This window comes from Micromonospora sp. NPDC005413 (assembly GCF_040606435.1).
Classification (GTDB): Bacteria; Actinomycetota; Actinomycetes; order Mycobacteriales; family Micromonosporaceae; genus Micromonospora.
The window spans coordinates 13,311-33,641 of the sequence record NZ_JBEXEV010000001.1; the positions used below are offsets into that span (position 1 = coordinate 13,311).

The following is a 20,331-nucleotide window of genomic DNA, read 5'->3' on the forward strand; positions in this document are numbered from 1 at the left end:
TCCGAGATAAGCCCACATTCGGCGCAGGTTCGCCCATGGGCGAGCAACCGGTCCTGGTCGACAGGAAGGGTGTGAGCAGCACAAACACCGACGGACCTCGTCGCCGGAGCGCTGACGTTCGAAACGTCGCGGCCCGGCGGCGAGGTCCGCCAAGGGTCGAGGTCGGTGCTGCGGTCAGCCGGGCAGGCGGGGGCCCGCCTCGCGCTGCTCGGCCAGCCAGGTCTCCACCTCGTCGGAGGTGCGCGGCAGCCCGGCCGAGAGGTTCACCGCGCCGGTCGCGGTGACCAGTACGTCGTCCTCGATCCGGATGCCGACGCCGCGCAGCTCGGCGGGGACCAGCTCGTCCTCCGGCTGGAAGTACAGCCCCGGCTCGACGGTGAGCACATAGCCCTCGCCCAGGGTGCCGTCGCGGTAGGTCTCCTTGCGGGCGTTCGAGCAGTCGTGCACGTCGATGCCGAGCATGTGACCGAAACCGTGCAGCGTCCACCGGCGGTAGATCGAGGACTTCTCGTCCATCGCCTCGTCCACGCTCACCGGCAGCAGACCCAGCTCGGCCAGACCCTCGGCGAGCACCCGCATGCAGGTCAGGTGGACGTCCTTGAACGCGACCCCGGGCCGGATGGCGTCGATGCCGGCCTGCTGTGAGGCGTACACGATGTCGTAGACCTGGCGCTGCAGGGCGGTGAACCGCCCGCTGACCGGCAGCACCCGGGTCACGTCGGCCGTGTAGAGGTTGCGGCCCTCGACACCCATGTCCATCAGCAGCAGGTCACCCGGACGGGTGGCGCCGTGGTTGTGCACCCAGTGCAGGATCGTGGCGTGCTCACCGGCGCCGACGATCGAGCTGTACCCGACGTCGTTGCCGTCGTGCCGGGCCCGCAGCGCGAAGACACCCTCCAGCAGCCGCTCCGAGACGGCGCGGTCCGCCGGCAGGATCCGGGCCACGTCCTCGAAGCCGCGTACGGTGGCGTCGATCGCGTCCTGGAGCTGGCCGATCTCCCACTCGTCCTTGACCAGCTTCTGCTCCGAGATGGCGATCGCCAGCTCCCGGTCCCGGGCCGGCTGCCCCTGGGCGCGGACGCCGTCGTACGGGCGGACGGCCGCGTCCACCTGTGCGTCGAAGCCGCGCAGCACCCGGGTACGCCCCGGCGCCAGGTCGGCGAGCGTCGCCTCCAGGCCGGTCAGGTCGGCGGTCGGCAGGCCCAGCTCGGTCGACTTCTCGCTGAGCGTGTGCCGCCGGCCCACCCACAGCTCGCCGTGGCGGCTGCGGAAGAACTCGTCGGTCTCCCGTGACGACCGGGGCCGCATGTACAGCGTCGCGTCGTGCCCCGAGCCGTTCGGACGCAGCACCAGAACGCTGTCCGCGTCGTGGTCGCCGGTCAGGTAGGCGAAGTCACTGCCCGGCCGGAACGGGTAGGCGGTGTCGTTGGCCCGGACCTTCTCGGGGCCGGTCGGGATCACCAACGTCTCGCCGGGGAAGGCCGCCGAGAGCGCCGCCCGGCGCTTGGCGTAGTTGGGCACCTCCGGAAGGGGTGCGACCGGGAGCGCGGTGTCGCGCCAGCCCTGCCGCATGAAGGACAGGAAGGCCTCCGGGAAGTCCGGATCGTGCGATTCCGTACCGTCCGTCGGCGTACCGTCGGTGCGTCCCTCGGTCATTGCGCCGCTCCCTCCGCGTCGTTGCTGGTCCCGACGGTACCGCGCGCCCGGTTCGCGGTGACGCCCGCCGGGAGCCGTGCGGATCGACGGACGGCTGCGACGGGCCGAAGCGCGCGTGGGAAGATGACCACCATGTGCGGACTCCTGGCCTTCTTCAGCGCGAACGGTAATGCCGCCGCGCACCGCGACCACATCGCCGGAGCATTGGAAAGCCTGCACCACCGCGGCCCCGACGAGACCGGGGTCGAGGTGGTCGGCGACGCCTCCGGCCGGTACGCGGACGGCGTGTTCGCCCACAAGCGGCTGGCCATCATCGACGTCGCGTCGAGCCACGAGCCGCTGCCCTACGCGAACGGCCGTTACCTGCTCACCTTCAACGGTGAGATCTACAACTACATCGAGCTGCGCGAGGAGCTGGTCCGGAACTTCGGCGCCCAGTTCGCCACCGCCGGTGACGGTGAGGTGATCGTCGCCGGCTACCACTTCTGGGGCGAGCAGGTGCTCACCCGGCTGCGGGGCATGTTCGCCTTCGTCATCTGGGACCGGCAGGAGCGGCGCGCGTTCGGTGCCCGCGACTACTTCGGTATCAAGCCCATGCACTACCTGGAGACCGCCGACGGCCTGTACCTGGCGTCGGAGAAGAAGGCGTTGCTGCCGTTCGCGCACAGCAACTACCAGGGCGACGCGGGCGTCGACACGGCCAACCTCAGCCACTACCTGACCCTGCAGTACGTCCCTGAGCCCGGCACCCTGCACAAGGGCATCAGCCGGATCGGCTCCGGGGAGTACCTGAACTGGACCCCGGGCGGGCGGATCGACGTACGGCGGTGGTACCGGCCGGTGTTCCGTCCGGCGCCGGTCGACGACGAGCAGAAGCTCTACCACGAGATCCGGGAGACTCTGCGGGAGAGCGTGCGCATGCACATGCGCTCCGACGTGCCGGTCGGCTCGTTCCTGTCCAGCGGCATCGACTCGACCGCTGTGGTCGCGCTGGCCCGGGAGTTCAACCCGAACATCCTCACCTTCACCGTCGGCTACGACGTGCCGGGGTATTCGGAGATCGACGTCGCGCAGGAGTCGGCCCGGCACCTGGACGTCACCACCATCCCCACCAAGATCGGTCCGCAGGACATGATCGACGCGCTGCCGAAGATCGTCTGGCACCTGGACGACCCGGTGGCGGACCCGGCGCTGGTGCCGCTCTACTTCGTGGCCAAGAAGGCCGCCGAGCACGTCACCGTGGTGCTCTCCGGTGAGGGCGCGGACGAGTTCTTCGGCGGCTACACGATCTATCGGGAGCCGCTGTCGCTGGGCACCGTCAACGGTTTGCCCGGCGGGGTGCAGAAGGGTCTGCGGGCGGTCTCCAAGGCGATCCCGCAGGGGGTCAAGGGCAAGAGCTTCCTGGAACGCGGCACCACCCCGATCGAGGAGCGCTACTACGGCAATGCGCGGATGTTCACCGAGGAGGAGAAGCAGCACCTGATGCGGCGCTACGACCCCTCGGTGCGCTACACCGACGTCACCGCCCCGATCTACGCCGAGTGCACCGAGCTGGACGACGTCACCAAGATGCAGTACGTCGACCTCTACACCTGGCTGCGGGGCGACATCCTGGTCAAGGCCGACCGGATCTCGATGTCGCACTCGCTGGAGGTGCGGGTGCCGTTCCTCGACCGTGAGGTCTTCGACGTCGCGGCGAAGATCCCGGTCGACCTGAAGCTGCCGCCGCGCTCCGACGCCACCAAGTACGCGATGCGCCAGGCGTTGCAGGGCGTCGTTCCGCCGGCCATCGTCAACCGCAAGAAGCTGGGCTTCCCGACCCCCACCCGGGTCTGGCTGCGCGGCGAGATGTACGAGTGGGCCCGGCACGTGCTGAGCACCTCGGGCGCGGGCGACCTGCTCGACCTGTCGTACGCGCTGCGGCTGCTCGACGAGCACAAGCGGGAGGAGGCCGACCACTCCCGCAAGGTGTGGACGGTGCTGATCTTCTGCATCTGGCATGCCATCTTCGTGGCCAAGACCCTCGACCCGGGCATCCAGCGCAACCAGTCGGCCCTGCTCACGAAGCCGGTCGTAGGCTCCATGGTCCGCTGACCGCACCCCCACCCTTGTTGATCAAGAGGTTTGCGTCATCCGGAGCTGTTCCGATGACGCAAACCTCTTGATCATCTAGTGGGTGGTGGTCAGCGGCGGGCGCAGGTCACCGTTGGTAGGGCATTGGTGCCGGTGGTGCTGGCCAGGAAGCCGAAGGTTGTGGTGCCTTCCGGTGCGACCGTGCCGTTGTAGGAGACGTTGGTCGCCGTCACCGACGAGCCGGACGACGTCTGTGTCGCGCTCCAGATCTGACTGATCGACTGCCCGCTGGGCCAGGTCCAACTCGCGGTCCAGCCGGCGAACGGCGTACTGCCGTGGTTCATGATCATGATCTCGCCCTGGAAGCCGCCCTGCCAGGCGCTGACGACCTTGTAGACCGCCATGCAGTCACCGCCGCTCGGCGGCGGGGTGGTCGGGTTCGGCGGGGGAGTGGTCGGGTTCGGGGGTGGGGTGGTCGGGTTCGGCGGGGGAGTCGTCGGGTTCGGCGGCGGGGTGGTCGGGTTGGGGGTCGGCGACGTGCCACCCGGACCCACTCCGGTCACCTGGCCGTTGCCGCCGTCGAAGGTCACGTCGGAGCAGCCGAAGAAGTTCTCCTGCGAGTCCGCGCGCACCCAGCGGGAGTAGATGATGTGCTGGCCGCTCTTGCCCGACGGCAGGTTGCCACTGAAGTAGTAGTGCCCGTCGTTGGTGCCGACCGCGCCGCGCTGCGGCGGGTTGGTCACCGTGAGGAACGGCTGCTCCTCCAGGTCACCCCAGGCCAGGGCCCGGGTCGGGCTCCAGCTGTTCTTCGTCACGTAGAAGTAGAAGGTGCCCGGGTGGTGCGCCCAGTTGCTGTACCGGAAGTCCAACCGCGCACCGGAGGTCAGGTGGGTCAGCGGCCAGTCGGTGCGGGCCAGGTCGTAGCCGCGGTAGCCGGGGTTGCCGCCGCTGCACAACTGCCCGTCCGGAATGAAGCCGGTGGTCCGGCCACCGGCATCGGAGCGCAGCACACTGAACCAGTTGTAGAGCGAGTTCGCACCGCTCTGCCCCACGGCCGCGGAGCACGCGGGGTTGTTCGGCCTGATCTCACCGGTCTGGCTGAGGCCGTCCTGCCAGCAGAGGTAGGTGCGGCTGCCCGGGGTCATCGCGGCGCCATGCGCGGCGGCGGGCTGCGGACTGGACGCCAGGGCGACAGCGCCCAGCGCGAGGGTCACGGCCGCGATGAGCAACGCGGCCGTACGGGAACGGTTCACGGGTTCTCCTGACTCGCGAGGCGCGCCGCCCGTGCCGCCCCGCCGCAATCGGGTGGGATGTGGCCTGATCGCCCCGCTGTCGTCAGCGGTGCGACGATCACGGCGACGTGCCCCGGCGGAAAACCGGCCGGTGGACGTGCGCCGTCAACGGTCCTGTCAGGGACCGGCGCCCTCGCGTCTAACGAACCCGGCAACCGGCGGCGCGGCAGCCCTCGCACCGCCCGGTACGCGTCATCCCACCACGCCGCGCGGCCACAGCGCAATAGTCGGTCCTCGATGAATGGGATGACCCCCCGGTCGCCGGTGGACGCCATATCCTGCGTACGGGGATGACAAGACGGAGAGGCGCAGCCGGTGCCGGACGTGTTCGACGAGGTGCACCGCCGTTGCCGCTCCGGCGAGCCGGTCGCTCTGGCCACCGTCGTGGCCACCTGGCGCTCAGCGCCGCAGCCGCCCGGCGCCACCATGCTGGTCGCGGCCGACGGCACGGTCACCGGCAGCGTCTCCGGCGGCTGCGTGGAGGCGGACGTCTACGAGCGGGCCCGTCGCGTGCTCGAAACCGGCACACCAGAGCTGACTCGCTACGGAATCAGCGACGACGACGCGTACGCCGTGGGCCTGACCTGCGGCGGCATCCTCGACGTGTTCGTGGAACGCGTCGACGCCCGCGACCTGCCGGAGTTGGACGCGGTCGACGCCGCCCGCCGGGCCGGGCAACCAGCGGCAGTGGTCACCTGCGTGGCGGCCGATGCCGCCGAATCACCGGGCGCGGTGTCGACCGACCCGGCCCGGCGGCTGGGTCGGCGGCTGGTGCTGGCCGGCCAGCGGGTGATCGGCTCGCTCGGCGACGACCGACTCGACGACGCCGCCAGCGCCGATGCCCTCGGGCTGCTCGCGGCCGGGCGCAGCGGGGTGCTTCGGTACGGCTACCAGGGGCAGCGCCGAGGCGGCGGGCTCAGTCTCTTCGTGGCCGCGTACACCACCCCGCCCCGAATGATCGTCTTCGGGGCGATCGACTTCGCCGGCGCAGTGGCCCGGCTCGGCGCGTTCCTCGGCTACCGGGTCACCATCTGCGACGCCCGGCCGGTCTTCACCACCGCGCGGCGCTTTCCCGAGGCGGACGAGGTGGTGGTGCAGTGGCCCCACCGCTACCTGCGCGCGGAGGTGGACGCCGATCGGGTCGACGGGCGGACGGTGGTGTGCGTGCTCACCCACGACCCCAAGTTCGACGTGCCGTTGCTGGAGTTGGCGCTGCGCCACCCGCTGGCATACGTCGGCGCGATGGGTTCGCGGCGCACCCACGACGAGCGGCACAAGCTGCTGCGCGAGGCGGGGCTCAGCGAGGCGCAGCTCGCCCGGCTCGCCTCCCCGATCGGGTTGGACCTCGGTGGGCGTACACCGGAGGAGACCGCGGTTAGCGTGGCCGCGCAGATCGTCGCGGCCCGCTGGGGCGGCACCGGCCGTCCGCTGGGGGCGCTCGACGGGCCGATCCACCAGCCGGGATAGCGCGCGCCGTTGCACCGTCTTCGGCACCCGCCGGGCGTTGCGCTGTGCCAGCCTGGTGCCACGCCGTTCGTCTCCGCGTGCGGCGGGCACTGGCGACGACGAAAGGAGCAGCATGGGATACGCGGTGGTGCTCGGCGAGGCGCTGGTCGACCTGCTCGACACCGAACGCGACGGTGAGCGGGTGTACCGGCAGGCGATCGGCGGCGGTCCGCTCAACGTCGCCGTCGGGGTGACCCGGCTCGGCGGCGCGGCACAGTTCGTGGGGTCGCTCGGCGACGACGTGCTGGCCGGCCGGATCCGCGCCTTCCTGACCGCGCTCGACGTCGGGCTGGCCGGCGCGGTCACGGTGCCCGCGCCGACCACGCTCGCGGTGGTCACCTTCGCCGGCCCGGAACCCGACTTCCGCTTCTACGGCGAGCCGCCCTCCTACAGCCTGCTGGGCCCCGACGATCTGGACCTGGCACTGGTGGAGGGCGCCGACGTGCTCTACTGCGGGTCGGTCGTGCTGCTCCAGCCCGCCACGCTGGCCGCCGCGAAACGCGCCTGGTCGCTCGCCACCGGTCTGCGGGTCTTCGACCCGAACGTACGCCCCTGGCTGCTGAACGGTCCGGCCGCGCTGGAAGGGCTGCGCGAGGTGGTGGCCGAGTTCGCCGCCAGCGCGCATCTGGTCAAGCTGAGCACCGCCGACGCCCAGCTGCTCTACCCCGGCGAGCCGGTGGAGGGGGTGGCCGCGTACCTGCGCGAGCTGGGCGCCACCACGGTGGTGGTGACGCTGGGCGCGGCCGGCGCGGTGCTCGCCGCCGCCGGGGCGGATCCGGTACGCGTACCGGCCGCGAAGGTGAACGCGGTCGACGCCACCGGCGCCGGCGCCTCGGTGATGGCCGCGTTGATCGCCGATCTGCTCCTCGACGGCGAACCGGCCGACCCGGCGGTCTGGGTCGATCGGGTGGCCTTCGCGCTCCGGGTGGCCGGCCTGGTCTGCGAGTCACCAGGCGGCGCCACCGCCATGCCCACCCGCGCCGACGTGGAGCGCCGCTTCGGAGGCTAGACCGTGCCGTTGAGCTCGTTGTAGCCGCGGCGGGCGGCGATCAGGGCGGCGCGGGCGCCGAAGGGCGCCTCGGCGGCCACCCGTTCCGGCGGCGCGCTACCGGTGTGCGCGGCCCGGATCAGCCAGGCCAGCCTCGCCAGCTCGGCGTGCTGGGCGCGGACGAAATCGACGTCCACCGGGTCACCGTGGCCCGGCACCACCACCGTGCGCGCGGTGGTCAGTCGCAGCAGGTCCGCGACCGCGTCCGGCCACTGCAGGGGGTACGAGTCCTCGAACGCGGGCGGTCCGCTCTGCTCCACCAGATCCCCGGCGACCAACACGTCGGCGTCCGGCACGTGCACCACCAGGTCGGCCTCGGTGTGCCCCCGCCCCGGGTGCCGCAGCAGCACCCGCCGGCCGCCCAGGTCGAGAGTCGTCTCGGTGTGCACGGTGTGCGTCGGGGCGAGCAGCGGGGTGTCGGCCAGCTCGGCGGCGAGCGCCGGGTGCTCCGTCCGCACCTCCTCGTACGCCTCCCGGCGCAGCCGCTCCGGCTCCTCACGCAGGGCTGCGGCGGCCAGCTCGTGCGCGTACACCGGGCGGGGTGGGTCGCCGGCCAGGACGGCGTTGCCGAAGCAGTGGTCGTAGTGGTGGTGGGTGTTGACCAGCGTCAACGGACGGTCGGTGACCGCCCGGACGGCGGCGGCCAGTTCGGTGGCCTGAGCGGCCGACGAGAGCGTGTCCACCAGGAGCGCCTCGTCGTCGCCGACGACCAGGGTGACGTTGACCCGCAGCAGCGGCTCGCGTCTCACGTGCACCCGGTCGGCGACCTCGACGAAACCGGCGTTCACGACGCCCGCCCGGCACGGTCGACGAAGCGTTGCCGGTCCACCAGGATCCGGTCCACGCGGCCCCGCGCCACCGTCTGGTCGCCGTCGCTGACCGTGACCTCGAACGACAGCCGGCGACCGTCGACGGTCGCCAGCAGGGCCTGCGCCCGGACCGTCCGGCCGACCACGGTCGGCGCCAGGTGCTCCAGCTCGACCCGGGTCCCCACGGTCGTCGACCCGGCCGGCATCCCGGTCGCCGTCGCCGCGACGGTGGCCGCTTCGGCCAGGGCGAGCACCCGGGGAGTGCCCAGCACCGGTACGTCCCCGGAACCCACCGCCTGGGCGGTGTCCGCGTCGGTGACCGTCAACTCGACCTGCGCGGTCAGACCCGGCGCGAAGGCCGGCTCGGGCTGCTCCTGCATGGTCGTCAGCCTAGGTGCTCGCCGAGCCCACCGAGCACGCGCCCGGGGATCCTGACACCGACCGCCTCCCACCTGTGCCCGGCTTCGCCGGGTGGTCCCCGTCGGTCGATGCCGGCCCCGTCGCTAACCTTGACCACGATGGCCGTCGTGACTGACCCCCAGCCCCCCGCCCGGACCGACCCGCCCGCGTCCCCCGACGGGGGTCGTCGGCGCGTCGTCGCCATGACCGTCTGGGCGGTCGCCTTCGTCGCCGCGTGGCTGGCCATCGGGCTGCCCACCGACCCCACGTACGCCTTCGTCTGGATCTGGGCCGCGACCATCGCCTGGAACAGCGACCGCCCGTGGCGTAGTCACCTGCGCTTCGCCCGGGACTGGGTGCCGGTGGTGCTGCTGTTCGTCCTCTACAACCTCTCGCGCGGGTTCGCCGACAACGGCGCCACCCCGCACGCGATGGAGTTGATCGTCGCCGACCGGTTCATGTTCGGTTGGGCCACCGGCGGTGAGGTGCCCACCGTCTGGTTGCAGCAGCACCTCTACCACCCGCAGGTGCACTGGTGGGACGTCGCGGCGAGCTGGGTGTACTTCTCGCACTTCGTGGTGGCGCTGACCGCCGCCTCCGTGCTCTGGATACGCGACCGGCACCGCTGGGCCGCGTACATGCGGCGCTGGGGCTTCCTCTGCGCCGCCGGCCTGGTCACCTACTTCATCTACCCGGCCGCCCCGCCCTGGTGGGCAGCGCAGAACGGGCTGCTCACCGAGGTCGCCCGGATCTCCACCCGGGGCTGGAAGGCGTTCGGCATGCACGGTGCCGGCAACGTGCTCAACGCCGGCCAGATCGCCTCCAACCCGGTCGCCGCGATGCCGTCGCTGCACACCGCGTGGGCGCTGTTCGTGGTGCTGTTCTTCCTGACCGCCACCCGCCGCCGCTGGTGGCCGCTGCTGCTCGCGTACCCGCTGGCGATGACCTTCACCCTGGTCTACTCGGGTGAGCACTACGTGATCGACGTGCTGGTCGGCTGGGCGTACGTGGGGCTGACCTTCCTGGTGGTCGGCCTGGCCGAGCGCGGCTGGGCCGCCTGGCGGGCCCGCCACCCAAGGGCCGGAACGGACCCGGGCCCCGGAAAACCACCAGGGCGGATCACCGCCACCCCCGACGACACCGCCGGACCACCGACCGACGAGCAGCCGGCGTCACGCGGACCGATCACCCCCGACCAACCAGCGGTACCCGTCGACCGCTGACCCCGATCAGCGGGGTGGGGCCAGGCGGGCGGAGTGTGCGCGGGCGGTCAGGTCGGCTGCCAGGGCCCACGCCTCTGCCAGGTCCCGGTCCTGGGCCGTGGCGCCGGATCCGCCTGCGGTGTCCGCGTGCACGGAGGCCAGCCCCAGGCGGCGCTGGACCGGCCCCTGCACCACCCGCACACTCTGAATCCGGGCGTACGGCACGATCACCAACTGCCGGGTGAGCCGCCCGGACCGGGTGACGAACACCCGCTCGAACAGCCCCGCACCGAACGCGCCACGGCCCAGCGGATGCAGCCAACGCGTGCGGCGCGGCGGCGGGCTCAGCGCCAGCGCGTCGAGGCGTACCCCCGGCAGCACCTCGGCGACGATCATCGTGGCTGTCGGCAGGTCACCGACCGGCAGCAGCCGGTCGGGCCGGTTGCGGTCGTCGGCCTCCGCGACGGAGTAACCGGCCACCTCCAGGCGCAGCCGCAGCCAGCCGTTTCCCCGCCACAGCAACGGCCAGGTGGCCCGCACCGTCTGCACCCGCTCCAGCGGGACGGTCTGCGCCCGCGTCTCCAGCAGGCCGTTGTGCACCCTCAGCGTGCCGCCGTCGCGGGCCAGCCGGAAGTTCCAGTCGTCGAGGACCCGGCGGATCGGTTGCAGCAGCACACCGGCCATCGCGGTCAGCGTGCTCGCCACCGCGACGAACGACCACGACCCCGCGGTGAGGAACTGCATCACGACGAAGGCCACACCGAACGGGAGCAGGAACGCCTGCGGGGTGAGCAGTTGGCTGATCAGCAGGCTCTGGTTGCGTACCGCATGCAGTGGCCGGCCCGGCGCAGCCGTCGGTGGCACCGCCGCCCCCGGGGCCACCGCGTGGTCCGGCGCGGGCGCCTGCGCCCCCCGCCCGGCCAGCACCAGCAGACGCTCGCGCAGCAGGGCCGCGTCGGCCACCCCGAGGTACGCCAGTGGCGCCTCGGTCTTGCCCCCGCCGACCACCTCAAGACGCAGCTCGGCGAGGCCGGTGAGCTGGGCGAGCAGGGGCCGGACCACCTCCACGGCCTGCAGTCGCTCCAACGGGATGGCCCGGGTACGCCGCCAGAGCAGCCCCTCGTACACCCGTAGCTCACGGCCCACCACGTGGTAGCCGGTGTTGTACCAGCTGATCACCGACAGCACGGTCGCGCCGAGCGCCAGCACCACCACCATGGCGGCGAACCAGCCGAACCCCACCCGGGACAGGGTCGACCAGGACAGCCCGGCGATCACCACGACCAGTGACTTGGCGCCGTGCAGCACCGGGCTGAGCGGGTGCAGTCGCTGCCGGGGCTCGCCCTCGCCGCCGCTCGGCGGTGTGGGCCACGGATAGGGGGCCCCCGGCGGCACCGGCCCGTGGGGGGTCGGGCCGGCGGGTGGCACTGTGCTCGGCTCGGTGGGGCCGTCGCTCATCGGGCCGGCCCCCGGCGCGGCCCGCGGTCGCCCGCTCGGGTGCTCACAGCCCCTCCGCCCGGTCCTCGCCAAGCGCGGTGAGCCGGTCGCGTAGCCGGGACGCCTCCGCCGGGCGCAGCCCGGGCACCCGGGCGTCGCTCGCGGCCGCCGCCGTGTGCAACTGCACGGTGGCCAGGTCGAAGACGCGCTCCAGCGGCCCGGCGCTGACGTCGACGAACTGCATCCGCGAATACGGCACGATGGAGAGCCGGCGGACCAGCAGCCCGTGCCGGACCAGCAGGTCGTTCTCCCGCTCGGCGTACCCCCAGGCCCGGACCGCGCGGACGATCGCGATGGCCCGCCACACGCCGAGCACCAGCACGAGGGCGAGGGCGAGCCCGAACAGCCAGTGGCCGCTCAACGCCCAGCCGACCGCCGTCACCGCCAGCCCGATGGCGACCACGATCGCCAGCCGGATCAGCTCCACCCAGATCAGGTCGGTGGAGATCGGCTGCCAGTGGACCGTGTCCGGCCAGGGCTCCAGCGGCCCTCGCGCCACCGGCCCACGCGTCACCAGGGAGTCGGGCGGCAGGAGGCCTGGCGCCGGCAGTTCGGGCGGGCGCTGGTCGGCGCCGGGCGCCGGCCGGTGGCCCGGTGCCGGCAGCGCGGCCGGCGGTAGCGGGGCGGGCGACGACACGTCGGGCGCGGCGGGCTCCGGGCCGAGCGTGCCGGGCGCCGGGAACGCGCCGGGCGGCGGCGGGACGCCGGGTGGTGTGGTGGCCGGGGTGGGCGGCCAGGACGGGGAGGTGGGGCCGGGGGAAGCCGGTGGGTCGCCGCTCACGTGTCGAGCGTAGGCGATCCGGGCACCGGAGTGACGGCACGCAGGAAGCCGCGAGCGTCCAGGAAGTCACCGAGGCTGCCGCGGTGCTCGGCGCAGGCCAGCCAGGTCTTGCGTCGATCGGCGTCGTGCAGGCGTGGATTGTTCCACTGCAGGGCCCACACGGCAGGGGCCCGGCAGCCCCGGGCCGAGCAGACCAGTGCCTCGTCGGCGGGGGAAGGGATGCTCATCCCGGCCAGTCTAGGGCGGCGGGACGGAGAGCTTGAGCGCCGGGCGACCACGGGGGGAGTCGCCCGGCGACGGGGTGAATCGTACACGCGGTGGCCGGTTGGTGAACACCCGCGATGCGCGATTCGGCTGCTGGGGACGGCGCGGCGAAAATCGGCTTCTCCCCACCTCGACACTCAGCAAGGCGTGCGAGTCTTGATACCGCACGAGCCGCGACGACCGACCAACGCTGTGGAGGACCGGTGGCCCAGCCGACCATGCCCGAAACCCCGACGCCGAACGGGGCGGCACCGCAGCCACCTGCGCCGGTGACCACCCCCGCGGAGGACGCCACGCTGCTGGAGCGGGCGATGTTCGAGATCAAACGTGTGATCGTCGGGCAGGACCGGATGGTGGAGCGGATGTTCGTCGCGTTGCTCGCCCGTGGTCACTGCCTGCTCGAAGGGGTGCCCGGGGTCGCCAAGACCCTGGCGGTGGAGACCCTCGCCAAGGTCGTCGGCGGGTCCTTCGCCCGGATGCAGTTCACCCCGGACCTGGTGCCGGCCGACATCATGGGCACCCGGATCTACCGGCAGTCGAGCGAGAAGTTCGACGTCGAATTGGGCCCGGTCTTCGTCAACTTCCTGCTCGCCGACGAAATCAACCGGGCTCCGGCGAAGGTGCAGTCCGCGCTGCTCGAAGTGATGAGCGAGCGGCAGGTCTCCATCGGCGGGGAGAGTCACCGGGTGCCCGACCCGTTCCTGGTGATGGCCACCCAGAACCCGATCGAGCAGGAGGGCGTCTACCCGCTGCCGGAGGCGCAGCGCGACCGGTTCCTCATGAAGATCGTGGTGGGCTACCCGACCGACGCGGAGGAACGGGAGATCGTCTACCGGATGGGCGTGACCGCGCCCGAGCCGACCGCGGTCTTCGACACACCCGAGTTGATCGCCCTGCAACGCAAGGCGGACCAGGTCTTCGTGCACAACGCCCTGGTCGACTACGCGGTCCGGCTGGTGCTGGCCACCCGAGCCCCGGCCGAGCACGGGATGCCCGACGTCGCCCAGCTGATCCAGTACGGGGCCAGCCCGCGCGCATCGCTGGGTCTGGTCCGGGCGACCCGCGCGCTGGCGCTGCTGCGTGGGCGGGACTACGCCCTGCCGCAGGACGTGCAGGACATCGCGCCGGACATCCTGCGGCACCGGTTGGTGCTCAGCTACGACGCGCTCGCCGACGACGTGCCTGCCGACCACATCGTGCACCGGGTGATGTCGACCATCCCGCTCCCGGCGGTCGCCAGCCGACAGCAGGCCTCCCCGTCACCGACCGCCCCGCCGCCGCCGGGCGCAGGCTGGCCCGGGCAACGCCCGTGACCTCACCCACCCCTCGACCCGCCCCCCTCGCCGATCGCAGCGAGGCCGTGCTGTCCCGGCTTCAACTGCTCGTCACCCGCAAGCTCGACGGTCTGCTTCAGGGCGACTACGCCGGCCTGCTGCCCGGACCGGGCAGCGAGGCGGGAGAGTCGCGGGAGTACCGCCCCGGCGACGACGTCCGCCGGATGGACTGGCCGGTCACCGCGCGGACCACGACACCGCACGTGCGGCGTACGGTCGCCGACCGGGAACTGGAGACCTGGCTCGCGGTGGATCTCTCCGCCAGCCTGGACTTCGGCACCGGACAGTGGCTCAAGCGGGAGGTGGTGGTCGCCGCCACGGCTGCCATCACCCACCTGACCGTGCGCGGTGGCAACCGGATCGGCGCCGTGATCGGCACTGGCGGCGGGGCGTCCGCGCCGGCCCGACGCTGGCGAGGTGGACCACCGCCGGTCGGGCCCGGCGTGCTCACCCGACTGCCGGCCCGCTCCGGTCGTAAGGAGGCGCAGGGCCTGCTACGTGCCGTCGCCGGCACCACCATCCAGCCCGGCCGTGGTGACCTCGGTGCCCTGATCGAGATGCTCAACCGTCCGCCCCGTCGGCGCGGGGTGGCCGTGGTGATCTCGGACTTCCTCGCGCCGGCCGAGCAGTGGGCCCGGCCGATGCGCAAGCTGCGGGTCCGTCACGACGTGCTGGCGATCGAGGTGATCGACCCGCGAGAGCTGGAGCTGCCCGACGTGGGCGTGTTGCCGGTGGTCGACCCGGAGAGCGGCGAGCTGCACGAGGTGCAGACCGCCGACCCGCGGCTGCGGCAGCGCTACGCCGAGGCCGCCGCCGCCCAACGGGCCACGATCGCCGCCGCCCTGCGCGGCGCGGGCGCGGCCCACCTGCGTCTGCGTACCGACCGAGACTGGCTGCTGGACATGGTGCGATTCGTGGCCGCGCAGCGGCACGCGCGCACCCGGGGGACGACACGATGATCCGTTTCATGCAACCGTGGTGGCTGCTGGCCGTACTGCCGGTGCTCGCACTTGCCGCGTTCTACATCTGGCGGCAGCTGCACCGCCGGGCGTACGCGATGCGGTTCACCAATGTGGACCTGCTGCGCACGGTGGCGCCGAAGGGGCTCGGTTGGCGTCGACACGTTCCGGCGACCGCGTTCCTGCTCTGCCTGCTGGTGCTGGCCACCGCACTGGCCCGGCCCGCGGTGGACACCAAGGAGCCGCTGGAGCGGGCCACCGTGATGCTCGCCATCGACGTGTCGTTGTCGATGCAGGCCGACGACGTGGCACCGAACCGACTGGAGGCGGCACAGGAGGCGGCCAAGCAGTTCGTCAGTGAGCTGCCGGAGAGCTACAACCTGGGGCTCGTGTCGTTCGCCAAGGCGGCCAACGTGCTGGTGTCGCCGGGCAAGGACCGGGACGCGGTGACCAGTGCCATCGACGGGCTGGTGCTGGCCGAGGCGACCGCGACCGGCGAGGCGGTGTTCACCTGCCTGGAGGCGATCCGGTCGGTGCCGGCCGACGGCGCGGCGGGCATCCCGCCGGCACGGATCGTGCTGCTCTCCGACGGGTTCCGCACCTCCGGGCGGGCGGTGGAGGAGGCGGCGGCGGCAGCGCAGGCGGCCAACGTCCCGGTCTCCACCATCGCCTTCGGCACCGACACCGGCCAGGTCGACATCGGCGGGCAGTTGCAGCGGGTGCCGGTGGACCGGTTGGCCCTGGCCGAGCTTGCCGAGACCACCGAGGGCTACTTCTACGAGGCGGCCTCGGTGAGCGAGTTGAAGCAGGTCTATCAGGACATGGGCAGCTCGATCGGCTTCCGCACCGAGCCCCGTGAGGTGACCCAGTGGTACGCCGGGCTGGCGTTGCTGCTGGCGCTCTGCGCCGGCGCGCTCAGCCTGCTCTGGTCGTCGCGGATGCTCTGACCGGGAGGCCGGCGGTGGTCAGTAACCGCCGCCGGCCAGCACGAAGACGATGGCCACCCAGACGGCGGCGAGGGTGAAGCCCAGCGGGGCGACGTAGCGGCTCATGGACGGCTCCGGGTGGCGGCTGGACGGTCCGCGTGCGGGGGCGGACCGCAGGGGGTGGGGACGCGCACACGAAGTCGTGACCGGGCGGCTCCCGGCGACCGTCCGGGATCGGACGGCGCGGCACACACACCCCGGCGTGGGCCGAAGCGGTGGGGGAGCGGAGCGGGGTCAGCTCACCAGACTGAGTCGTGGCTCAGCGGGGCTGACCATTGGCCCGGCCACGACTAGGAGGATCGCTATCTCGCACAGCGATCACCTCCTGCAAGTCGAGCGGGCCGGAACGTCGATGATCGTACACCTGCGATGGCGACGGGACGCACTCGGCCGAGCGGCCGGCGACCCCTCCACCACCCGGCTGACGCCACCTCCTCGGGTGGCCCGCCGGCCGGCCCGCCCGCACGACCGTGACCAGCACCGCGGCGAGCAGTGGCAGCCAGCAGAAACGCGCCAGCACCCAGCCCAGATCGTCCGGGACGGTGTGCAGCCCCGGCAGGGTCAGCCCGCTGCGGGCGGTGAGCGCTGTCACCGCCACCAGCACCGGCTGATGCCACAGGTAGATCCGGACCGCGGATCGGTTCGCCTCGGTCACCGCCCGGCCCGGCAGCGGCCGGGTCAGCAACCGTTCCAGCGCCGGCCGAGCGAGCAGCGCCAGCCCGACCTGGGTGACTGCCAGGGCCACCGCCAGCAGTGATGGCGGGTTCAGGTTGGACACCCCCGCCCCGGGCACCCCGACCGCGCTCACCGGGTAGCCCAGCGCCAGCAGTACCGCCAGGACGGCCACCCCACCACCCACCAGCGTGCTGGCCGCCCGCCGACCGGCCAGCAGCCCATCGGCGTGTGCCACGCCGAGCAGGTACGGCACCGACCAGGCCGCCACCACGGTGGCCGGTGGCAGGTGGGTGCCGACCGGCAGCAGACGCACGGTCAGATCGGCCAGCGCGACAACGGTCACCGCCGGTACGACGCAGCGCCCCAACCCCCACCGGCGTACGGCGACGCGTAGCGGGCCGGTCGACGCGACCAGGAGGAGCAGCGGCACCAGGAACCACAGCGGGCTGACCGCGAGCCGTAGTGCGACGGTGAGCGTGTCGTCCGGAGTGCCGACGACGGTGGCGGCGAGCAGCACGGCGGCGCCCACTCCCAGCAACGCCACCGTCGGCAGCAGCAGCCCGCGCAGCCGACGAGCCAGCCAACCGCCCGCGCTGCCCTCGTGGCGAGCCAGCGATCGGGCCGAGCCGAACCCGGCGGCGAAGAAGAACAACCCGAGCGTCTGCAACACCCAGGTCAACGGGGCCAGACCGGGCAGCGCGGTCAGCGGGCTGGCCTGGTGCAGCCCACCGTCGCCGGCCACCACCAGCCCGGTGACCAGCCAGTGCCCCAGCACCACCCCGCCGATGGCGTACGCCCGCAGCGCGTCGACGAAACGGTCGCGGCTCACCGGGTGTCCCCGACCAACTCGCCGCCCAGGACGACCGCCGCGACCGCGCCCAGGGTGGAACTGCCCGGCGCGAGGTAGCCGTCGTGCCCGGCGACCCCACCCACCGGCAACGGCCGGGCCCCGAACGCCGGGTCGCCGGGGCGACGGCCGAAGCCGAGGCCGGGCAGTCGCACCGGCGGCACCCGACGGATCCAGTCGGTGGGTGCCTCGGCCGCCCAGAACCGCCGCCCGCGCAGATCATCGGCGCGCTGCACCCCGGCCCCGATGCCGCCGAGGCTGACCACGTCGCGGACCTGGGCCGGGGCGTCCGTCGCCGCCAGCGACACCACCAGCGCCCCGTAGCTGTGCCCCACCAGCGTGATCGTCGCCGCCGGGCTCCGCGCGGCCAGTTCCCGCAGCAGCACGGCCAGCCCGGCCGCGCCGCGTCGGGCGCTGACACCACCGGCGGCGGTCAACACCCCGTCGGGCGGGTCGTAGCCGAGCCAGGCCAGCACCGCGACCCGCGCCGCCGGGTCGGTCGCCCGCAGCTCCCGGTAGAGCTGCCCGGCCTGCACCGCTGGCGCTCGGTGGGCCACCCCGCCCAACCCCCGGTCGAAGTCCGCGAGCGTGCTGCCCACGCCGGGCACCAGCACCGCGATCCGGTCCGCGTCGGCCAGGTCGCCGAGCACCTCGACCGCGCGGCCGTCGCCGCGCGGGTCGAACAGCAGAAACCGACGCCCGTCGGCGGCCCAGTCCGCGTACGGGGGGCCGGCCGCGCCCATCGCCGCCGCCATGACCGGGTACGCCTCGACGAACCCCGCCGCCGCGACCGGCTCGGGTCGGGTCGGCAGGACCAGGTTCACGCCGAGCAGCGCGGCCAGCGCCACACGGCTGGCACCTCGTCGTCGCATCACGTTCTCCCTCCGGAATGTCGTCCGGAGGCAGAGTGCGCGGGTGGTCGGCCATCGGTCGTCGTCCCGGGGAGCCGTTCGTGGGCTGGCTCCACGGTGCTACTCGCCGGCTGCCACCAGACCTGTCTCGTAGGCCAGCACCACGGCCTGGACCCGGTCGCGCAGCCCCAGCTTCGCCAGGATCCGCCCGACGTGCGTCTTCACGGTCTGCTCTGCCACCACCAGGTCACCCGCGATCTCCGCGTTGTTGCGGCCCCGAGCGATCAACCGCAGCACCTCGGTCTCTCGTGGAGTGAGCCCGGCCAGGTCGGTGGGGCGCGGCCGGCGGCGGTCCGGGCGGGCCGCGAACTCGGCGATGAGCCGGCGGGTGACCGCTGGGGCGAGCAGTGCGTCCCCGGCCGCCACCACCCGCACCGCCTGCACCAGGTCGGCTGCCGGGGCGTCCTTGAGCAGGAAGCCGCTGGCTCCGGCGCGCAGCGCCTCGTACACGTAGTCGTCCAGGTCGAAGGTGGTGAGGATGAGCACCCGGGGGCGCTGCGCCGAACGGTCGCCGAGCAGCTTGCGGGTGGCGGCCAGCCCGTCCAGCACCGGCATCCGCACGTCCATCAGCACCACGTCCGGGTCGAGCCGGCGGGCGGCGGCGACGGCCTGCGCACCGTCGGCGGCGTCACCCACCACCAGCAGATCCGGTTGGGCGGCGAGCAGCGCGCCGAAGCCCTGCCGGACCATCGCCTGGTCGTCGGCGATCAGCACCCGGATCATCGGTCCCCGCTCTCCGTGTCGTACGGCAGCTCGGCCGCCACCGCGTAACCCCCGTCGGGCAGCGGCCCGGCGCTGAACGTACCGCCCAACGAGGTGGCCCGCTCCCGCATGCCGGTCACCCCATGCCCGGCGTCCAACTCGGTCTCCGGCCGGGCGCGCCCGTCGTCGGGCGGCGCGTTCTGCACGCGTACCCCCAGGGTGGACTGATCGGCGTGGACGGTGACCCGCACCGCGGCCCCGGCCGCGTGCCGGGCCGCGTTGGCCAGGCCCTCCTGCACGATGCGGTACGCGGCCAGCCCGACCGGCGCGGGCACCTGTCCGTCGTCCACCGGCCCGGCGTCCAGGGTCACCGGCATGCCGGCTCGGCGCGCCGCGTCCACCATCGCGCCCAGGTCGGTCAGGTCCGGCTGCGGAGCGGTCTGCGGACCGGTCGACTCGCTGCGCAGCACCCCCAACAGCCGCCGCATGTCGTTGAGCGCGTCGCGGGCCGAGGCGGCGATGGCGACGAATTCCGCGGCTGCCGGCGCCGGCACGTTGGTCAGCCGGTACGGGGCGGTCTCCGCCTGCACCGCGATCAGCGACATGTGGTGGGCCACCACGTCGTGCATCTCCCGGGCGATCCGGGTGCGTTCCTCCAGCACCGCGCGGCGCTCCTGCTCCCGCTCGCTCAGCTCGGTCTGCGCGGCCAGCGCACGCCGGGACAGCCGGTTACGCCGGATCAGGTCGCCGACGATCGCCAGCGCGCCGAGCAGCAGCAGGACCGGGACCCGGTTCGCGGGATGGACCAGGGCGAACACCGGCACCGTGCTGATCGTCACCACCCAGGCCAGCACCGGCCGGTCGACCCGCGCGACGACCACCGCCAGCACCGCGATCGACCCGAGCGCCAGAGGCGGGGTCCACGGCCAGGCCTGGTCGGCTGGGGCGTTGAACGTGCAGATCAGCAGGGCCAGCACCGTCAGCCGCCAGGCCAGCAGCGGACGCCGGGGTAGCGCCAGCAGCGGCGCCACGGTCATCGCCGCGAACAGCACCGCGACCGGCATCGGCAGGGCCCACTCGCTTTCCACGGTCAGCGTGATCGAGAAGAGGCCGAGCGCGGCGAGCAGCCCGGCCGGGGCGGCGTAAGGGGCCAGCCTGGGCCAGCGGGCCGCCAGCGGCCGGCCGGGCGGGGCGTCGGGGCCCAGCAGGGTCTGCCGCAGGGCCCGCAGGGCCACGACGATCGGTTGCCGGTTCACCACCGGGAGGCTACGGGCCGACGCCTCGTAAGGGCGTGCCACCAGGGGTTGATCCCGGTGTCGTACCCCAGTCTGACGCGGTCCCCGTTAGCGCTTACCTGTCGGTAGCGCCTAGGCTCGCCTGCGACTGAGAT

General features: G+C 73.0%; 18 protein-coding genes. 7 read left to right on the top strand and 11 right to left on the bottom strand.

Annotation, left to right across the window (positions count from 1 at the left end):
* Positions 1–174 precede the first annotated feature (174 nt).
* Complete coding sequence (locus ABZS37_RS00050) at positions 175–1,656, bottom strand: aminopeptidase P family protein (RefSeq protein WP_355164583.1); 1,482 nt, start codon at positions 1,654–1,656, stop codon at positions 175–177.
* A gap of 132 nt (positions 1,657–1,788) precedes the next feature.
* Here ABZS37_RS00050 and asnB point away from each other — a divergent pair, with 132 nt between their 5' ends.
* A complete protein-coding gene (gene asnB / locus ABZS37_RS00055; RefSeq protein ID WP_354997291.1) occupies positions 1,789–3,750 on the top strand; it encodes an asparagine synthase (glutamine-hydrolyzing) in 1,962 nt (653 codons plus the stop codon).
* 89 nt (positions 3,751–3,839) lie between these two features.
* Here the strand turns inward: asnB and ABZS37_RS00060 are convergent, their stop codons facing one another.
* The gene (locus ABZS37_RS00060; RefSeq protein WP_355164584.1) at positions 3,840–4,982 is read right to left on the bottom strand and encodes a lytic polysaccharide monooxygenase; all 1,143 of its coding nucleotides are present in this window, start codon (positions 4,980–4,982) and stop codon (positions 3,840–3,842) included.
* Positions 4,983–5,336: 354 nt separating this feature from the next.
* On the opposite strand from ABZS37_RS00060, the gene ABZS37_RS00065 reads away from it, so the two are divergent.
* Positions 5,337–6,488, top strand: a complete 1,152-nt coding sequence (locus tag ABZS37_RS00065) for an XdhC family protein (protein WP_355164585.1) — start codon at positions 5,337–5,339, stop codon at positions 6,486–6,488.
* Positions 6,489–6,600: 112 nt separating this feature from the next.
* On the top strand, positions 6,601–7,536 hold the full coding sequence (locus ABZS37_RS00070) for a PfkB family carbohydrate kinase (RefSeq protein ID WP_355164586.1): 936 nt from the start codon (positions 6,601–6,603) through the stop codon (positions 7,534–7,536).
* On the opposite strand, the gene ABZS37_RS00075 is transcribed toward ABZS37_RS00070, so the two are convergent.
* Positions 7,533–8,363, bottom strand: coding sequence for an MBL fold metallo-hydrolase (locus ABZS37_RS00075; RefSeq protein WP_355164587.1), 831 nt, complete (start codon positions 8,361–8,363; stop codon positions 7,533–7,535). The genes ABZS37_RS00070 and ABZS37_RS00075 overlap by 4 nt on opposite strands.
* On the bottom strand, positions 8,360–8,764 hold the full coding sequence (locus ABZS37_RS00080; RefSeq protein WP_355164588.1) for a hotdog domain-containing protein: 405 nt from the start codon (positions 8,762–8,764) through the stop codon (positions 8,360–8,362). Before ABZS37_RS00080 ends, ABZS37_RS00075 begins: the two co-directional genes overlap by 4 nt.
* A gap of 138 nt (positions 8,765–8,902) precedes the next feature.
* Between ABZS37_RS00080 and ABZS37_RS00085 the strand changes: the two genes are divergently transcribed.
* Positions 8,903–10,006, top strand: coding sequence for a phosphatase PAP2 family protein (locus ABZS37_RS00085; RefSeq protein WP_355164589.1), 1,104 nt, complete (start codon positions 8,903–8,905; stop codon positions 10,004–10,006).
* A 6-nt stretch (positions 10,007–10,012) separates the two neighbouring features.
* Here the strand turns inward: ABZS37_RS00085 and ABZS37_RS00090 are convergent, their stop codons facing one another.
* The 3 genes from ABZS37_RS00090 to ABZS37_RS00100 all read right to left on the bottom strand — a co-directional run bounded on the left by ABZS37_RS00090 (position 10,013) and on the right by ABZS37_RS00100 (position 12,490).
* The gene (locus tag ABZS37_RS00090) at positions 10,013–11,443 is read right to left on the bottom strand and encodes a PH domain-containing protein (RefSeq protein WP_355164590.1); all 1,431 of its coding nucleotides are present in this window, start codon (positions 11,441–11,443) and stop codon (positions 10,013–10,015) included.
* Positions 11,444–11,486: 43 nt separating this feature from the next.
* Positions 11,487–12,014 (bottom strand): PH domain-containing protein, encoded by a 528-nt coding sequence (locus ABZS37_RS00095; RefSeq protein WP_355165064.1) that lies wholly within the window; start codon positions 12,012–12,014, stop codon positions 11,487–11,489.
* Between the two features lie 245 nt (positions 12,015–12,259).
* On the bottom strand, positions 12,260–12,490 hold the full coding sequence (locus ABZS37_RS00100; protein WP_355164591.1) for a hypothetical protein: 231 nt from the start codon (positions 12,488–12,490) through the stop codon (positions 12,260–12,262).
* Between the two features lie 240 nt (positions 12,491–12,730).
* Between ABZS37_RS00100 and ABZS37_RS00105 the strand changes: the two genes are divergently transcribed.
* From ABZS37_RS00105 to ABZS37_RS00115, 3 genes are read left to right on the top strand one after another with little or no spacing between them, the layout of a single operon-like run.
* On the top strand, positions 12,731–13,840 hold the full coding sequence (locus ABZS37_RS00105; protein WP_354997300.1) for a MoxR family ATPase: 1,110 nt from the start codon (positions 12,731–12,733) through the stop codon (positions 13,838–13,840).
* Entirely contained in the window at positions 13,819–14,820 is a 1,002-nt protein-coding gene (locus ABZS37_RS00110) for a DUF58 domain-containing protein (RefSeq protein WP_355165065.1), read from the top strand. Before ABZS37_RS00105 ends, ABZS37_RS00110 begins: the two co-directional genes overlap by 22 nt.
* The gene (locus tag ABZS37_RS00115; RefSeq protein WP_355164592.1) at positions 14,817–15,767 is read left to right on the top strand and encodes a VWA domain-containing protein; all 951 of its coding nucleotides are present in this window, start codon (positions 14,817–14,819) and stop codon (positions 15,765–15,767) included. Before ABZS37_RS00110 ends, ABZS37_RS00115 begins: the two co-directional genes overlap by 4 nt.
* Before the next feature lie 298 nt (positions 15,768–16,065).
* On the opposite strand, the gene ABZS37_RS00120 is transcribed toward ABZS37_RS00115, so the two are convergent.
* The 4 genes from ABZS37_RS00120 to ABZS37_RS00135 all read right to left on the bottom strand — a co-directional run bounded on the left by ABZS37_RS00120 (position 16,066) and on the right by ABZS37_RS00135 (position 20,197).
* The gene (locus ABZS37_RS00120; RefSeq protein ID WP_355164593.1) at positions 16,066–17,310 is read right to left on the bottom strand and encodes an acyltransferase family protein; all 1,245 of its coding nucleotides are present in this window, start codon (positions 17,308–17,310) and stop codon (positions 16,066–16,068) included.
* Positions 17,307–18,200, bottom strand: coding sequence for an alpha/beta hydrolase (locus tag ABZS37_RS00125; RefSeq protein WP_355164594.1), 894 nt, complete (start codon positions 18,198–18,200; stop codon positions 17,307–17,309). Before ABZS37_RS00125 ends, ABZS37_RS00120 begins: the two co-directional genes overlap by 4 nt.
* Before the next feature lie 99 nt (positions 18,201–18,299).
* Positions 18,300–18,962: a response regulator transcription factor gene (locus ABZS37_RS00130; protein ID WP_355164595.1), complete on the bottom strand. Its 663-nt coding sequence runs from the start codon at positions 18,960–18,962 to the stop codon at positions 18,300–18,302.
* Positions 18,959–20,197 (bottom strand): histidine kinase, encoded by a 1,239-nt coding sequence (locus ABZS37_RS00135; protein WP_355164596.1) that lies wholly within the window; start codon positions 20,195–20,197, stop codon positions 18,959–18,961. The genes ABZS37_RS00130 and ABZS37_RS00135 overlap by 4 nt, the downstream gene beginning before the upstream one ends.
* Positions 20,198–20,331: the final 134 nt, after the last annotated feature.

Coding starts and splice junctions, on each gene's coding strand:
- ABZS37_RS00050 (WP_355164583.1), bottom strand. CDS start 1,656: ATGACCGAGGGACGCACCGACGGTACGCCGACGGACGGTACGGAATCG.
- asnB (WP_354997291.1), top strand. CDS start 1,789: ATGTGCGGACTCCTGGCCTTCTTCAGCGCGAACGGTAATGCCGCCGCG.
- ABZS37_RS00070 (WP_355164586.1), top strand. CDS start 6,601: ATGGGATACGCGGTGGTGCTCGGCGAGGCGCTGGTCGACCTGCTCGAC.
- ABZS37_RS00080 (WP_355164588.1), bottom strand. CDS start 8,764: ATGCAGGAGCAGCCCGAGCCGGCCTTCGCGCCGGGTCTGACCGCGCAG.
- ABZS37_RS00085 (WP_355164589.1), top strand. CDS start 8,903: ATGGCCGTCGTGACTGACCCCCAGCCCCCCGCCCGGACCGACCCGCCC.
- ABZS37_RS00090 (WP_355164590.1), bottom strand. CDS start 11,443: ATGAGCGACGGCCCCACCGAGCCGAGCACAGTGCCACCCGCCGGCCCG.
- ABZS37_RS00100 (WP_355164591.1), bottom strand. CDS start 12,490: ATGAGCATCCCTTCCCCCGCCGACGAGGCACTGGTCTGCTCGGCCCGG.
- ABZS37_RS00115 (WP_355164592.1), top strand. CDS start 14,817: ATGATCCGTTTCATGCAACCGTGGTGGCTGCTGGCCGTACTGCCGGTG.
- ABZS37_RS00125 (WP_355164594.1), bottom strand. CDS start 18,200: ATGCGACGACGAGGTGCCAGCCGTGTGGCGCTGGCCGCGCTGCTCGGC.
- ABZS37_RS00130 (WP_355164595.1), bottom strand. CDS start 18,962: ATGATCCGGGTGCTGATCGCCGACGACCAGGCGATGGTCCGGCAGGGC.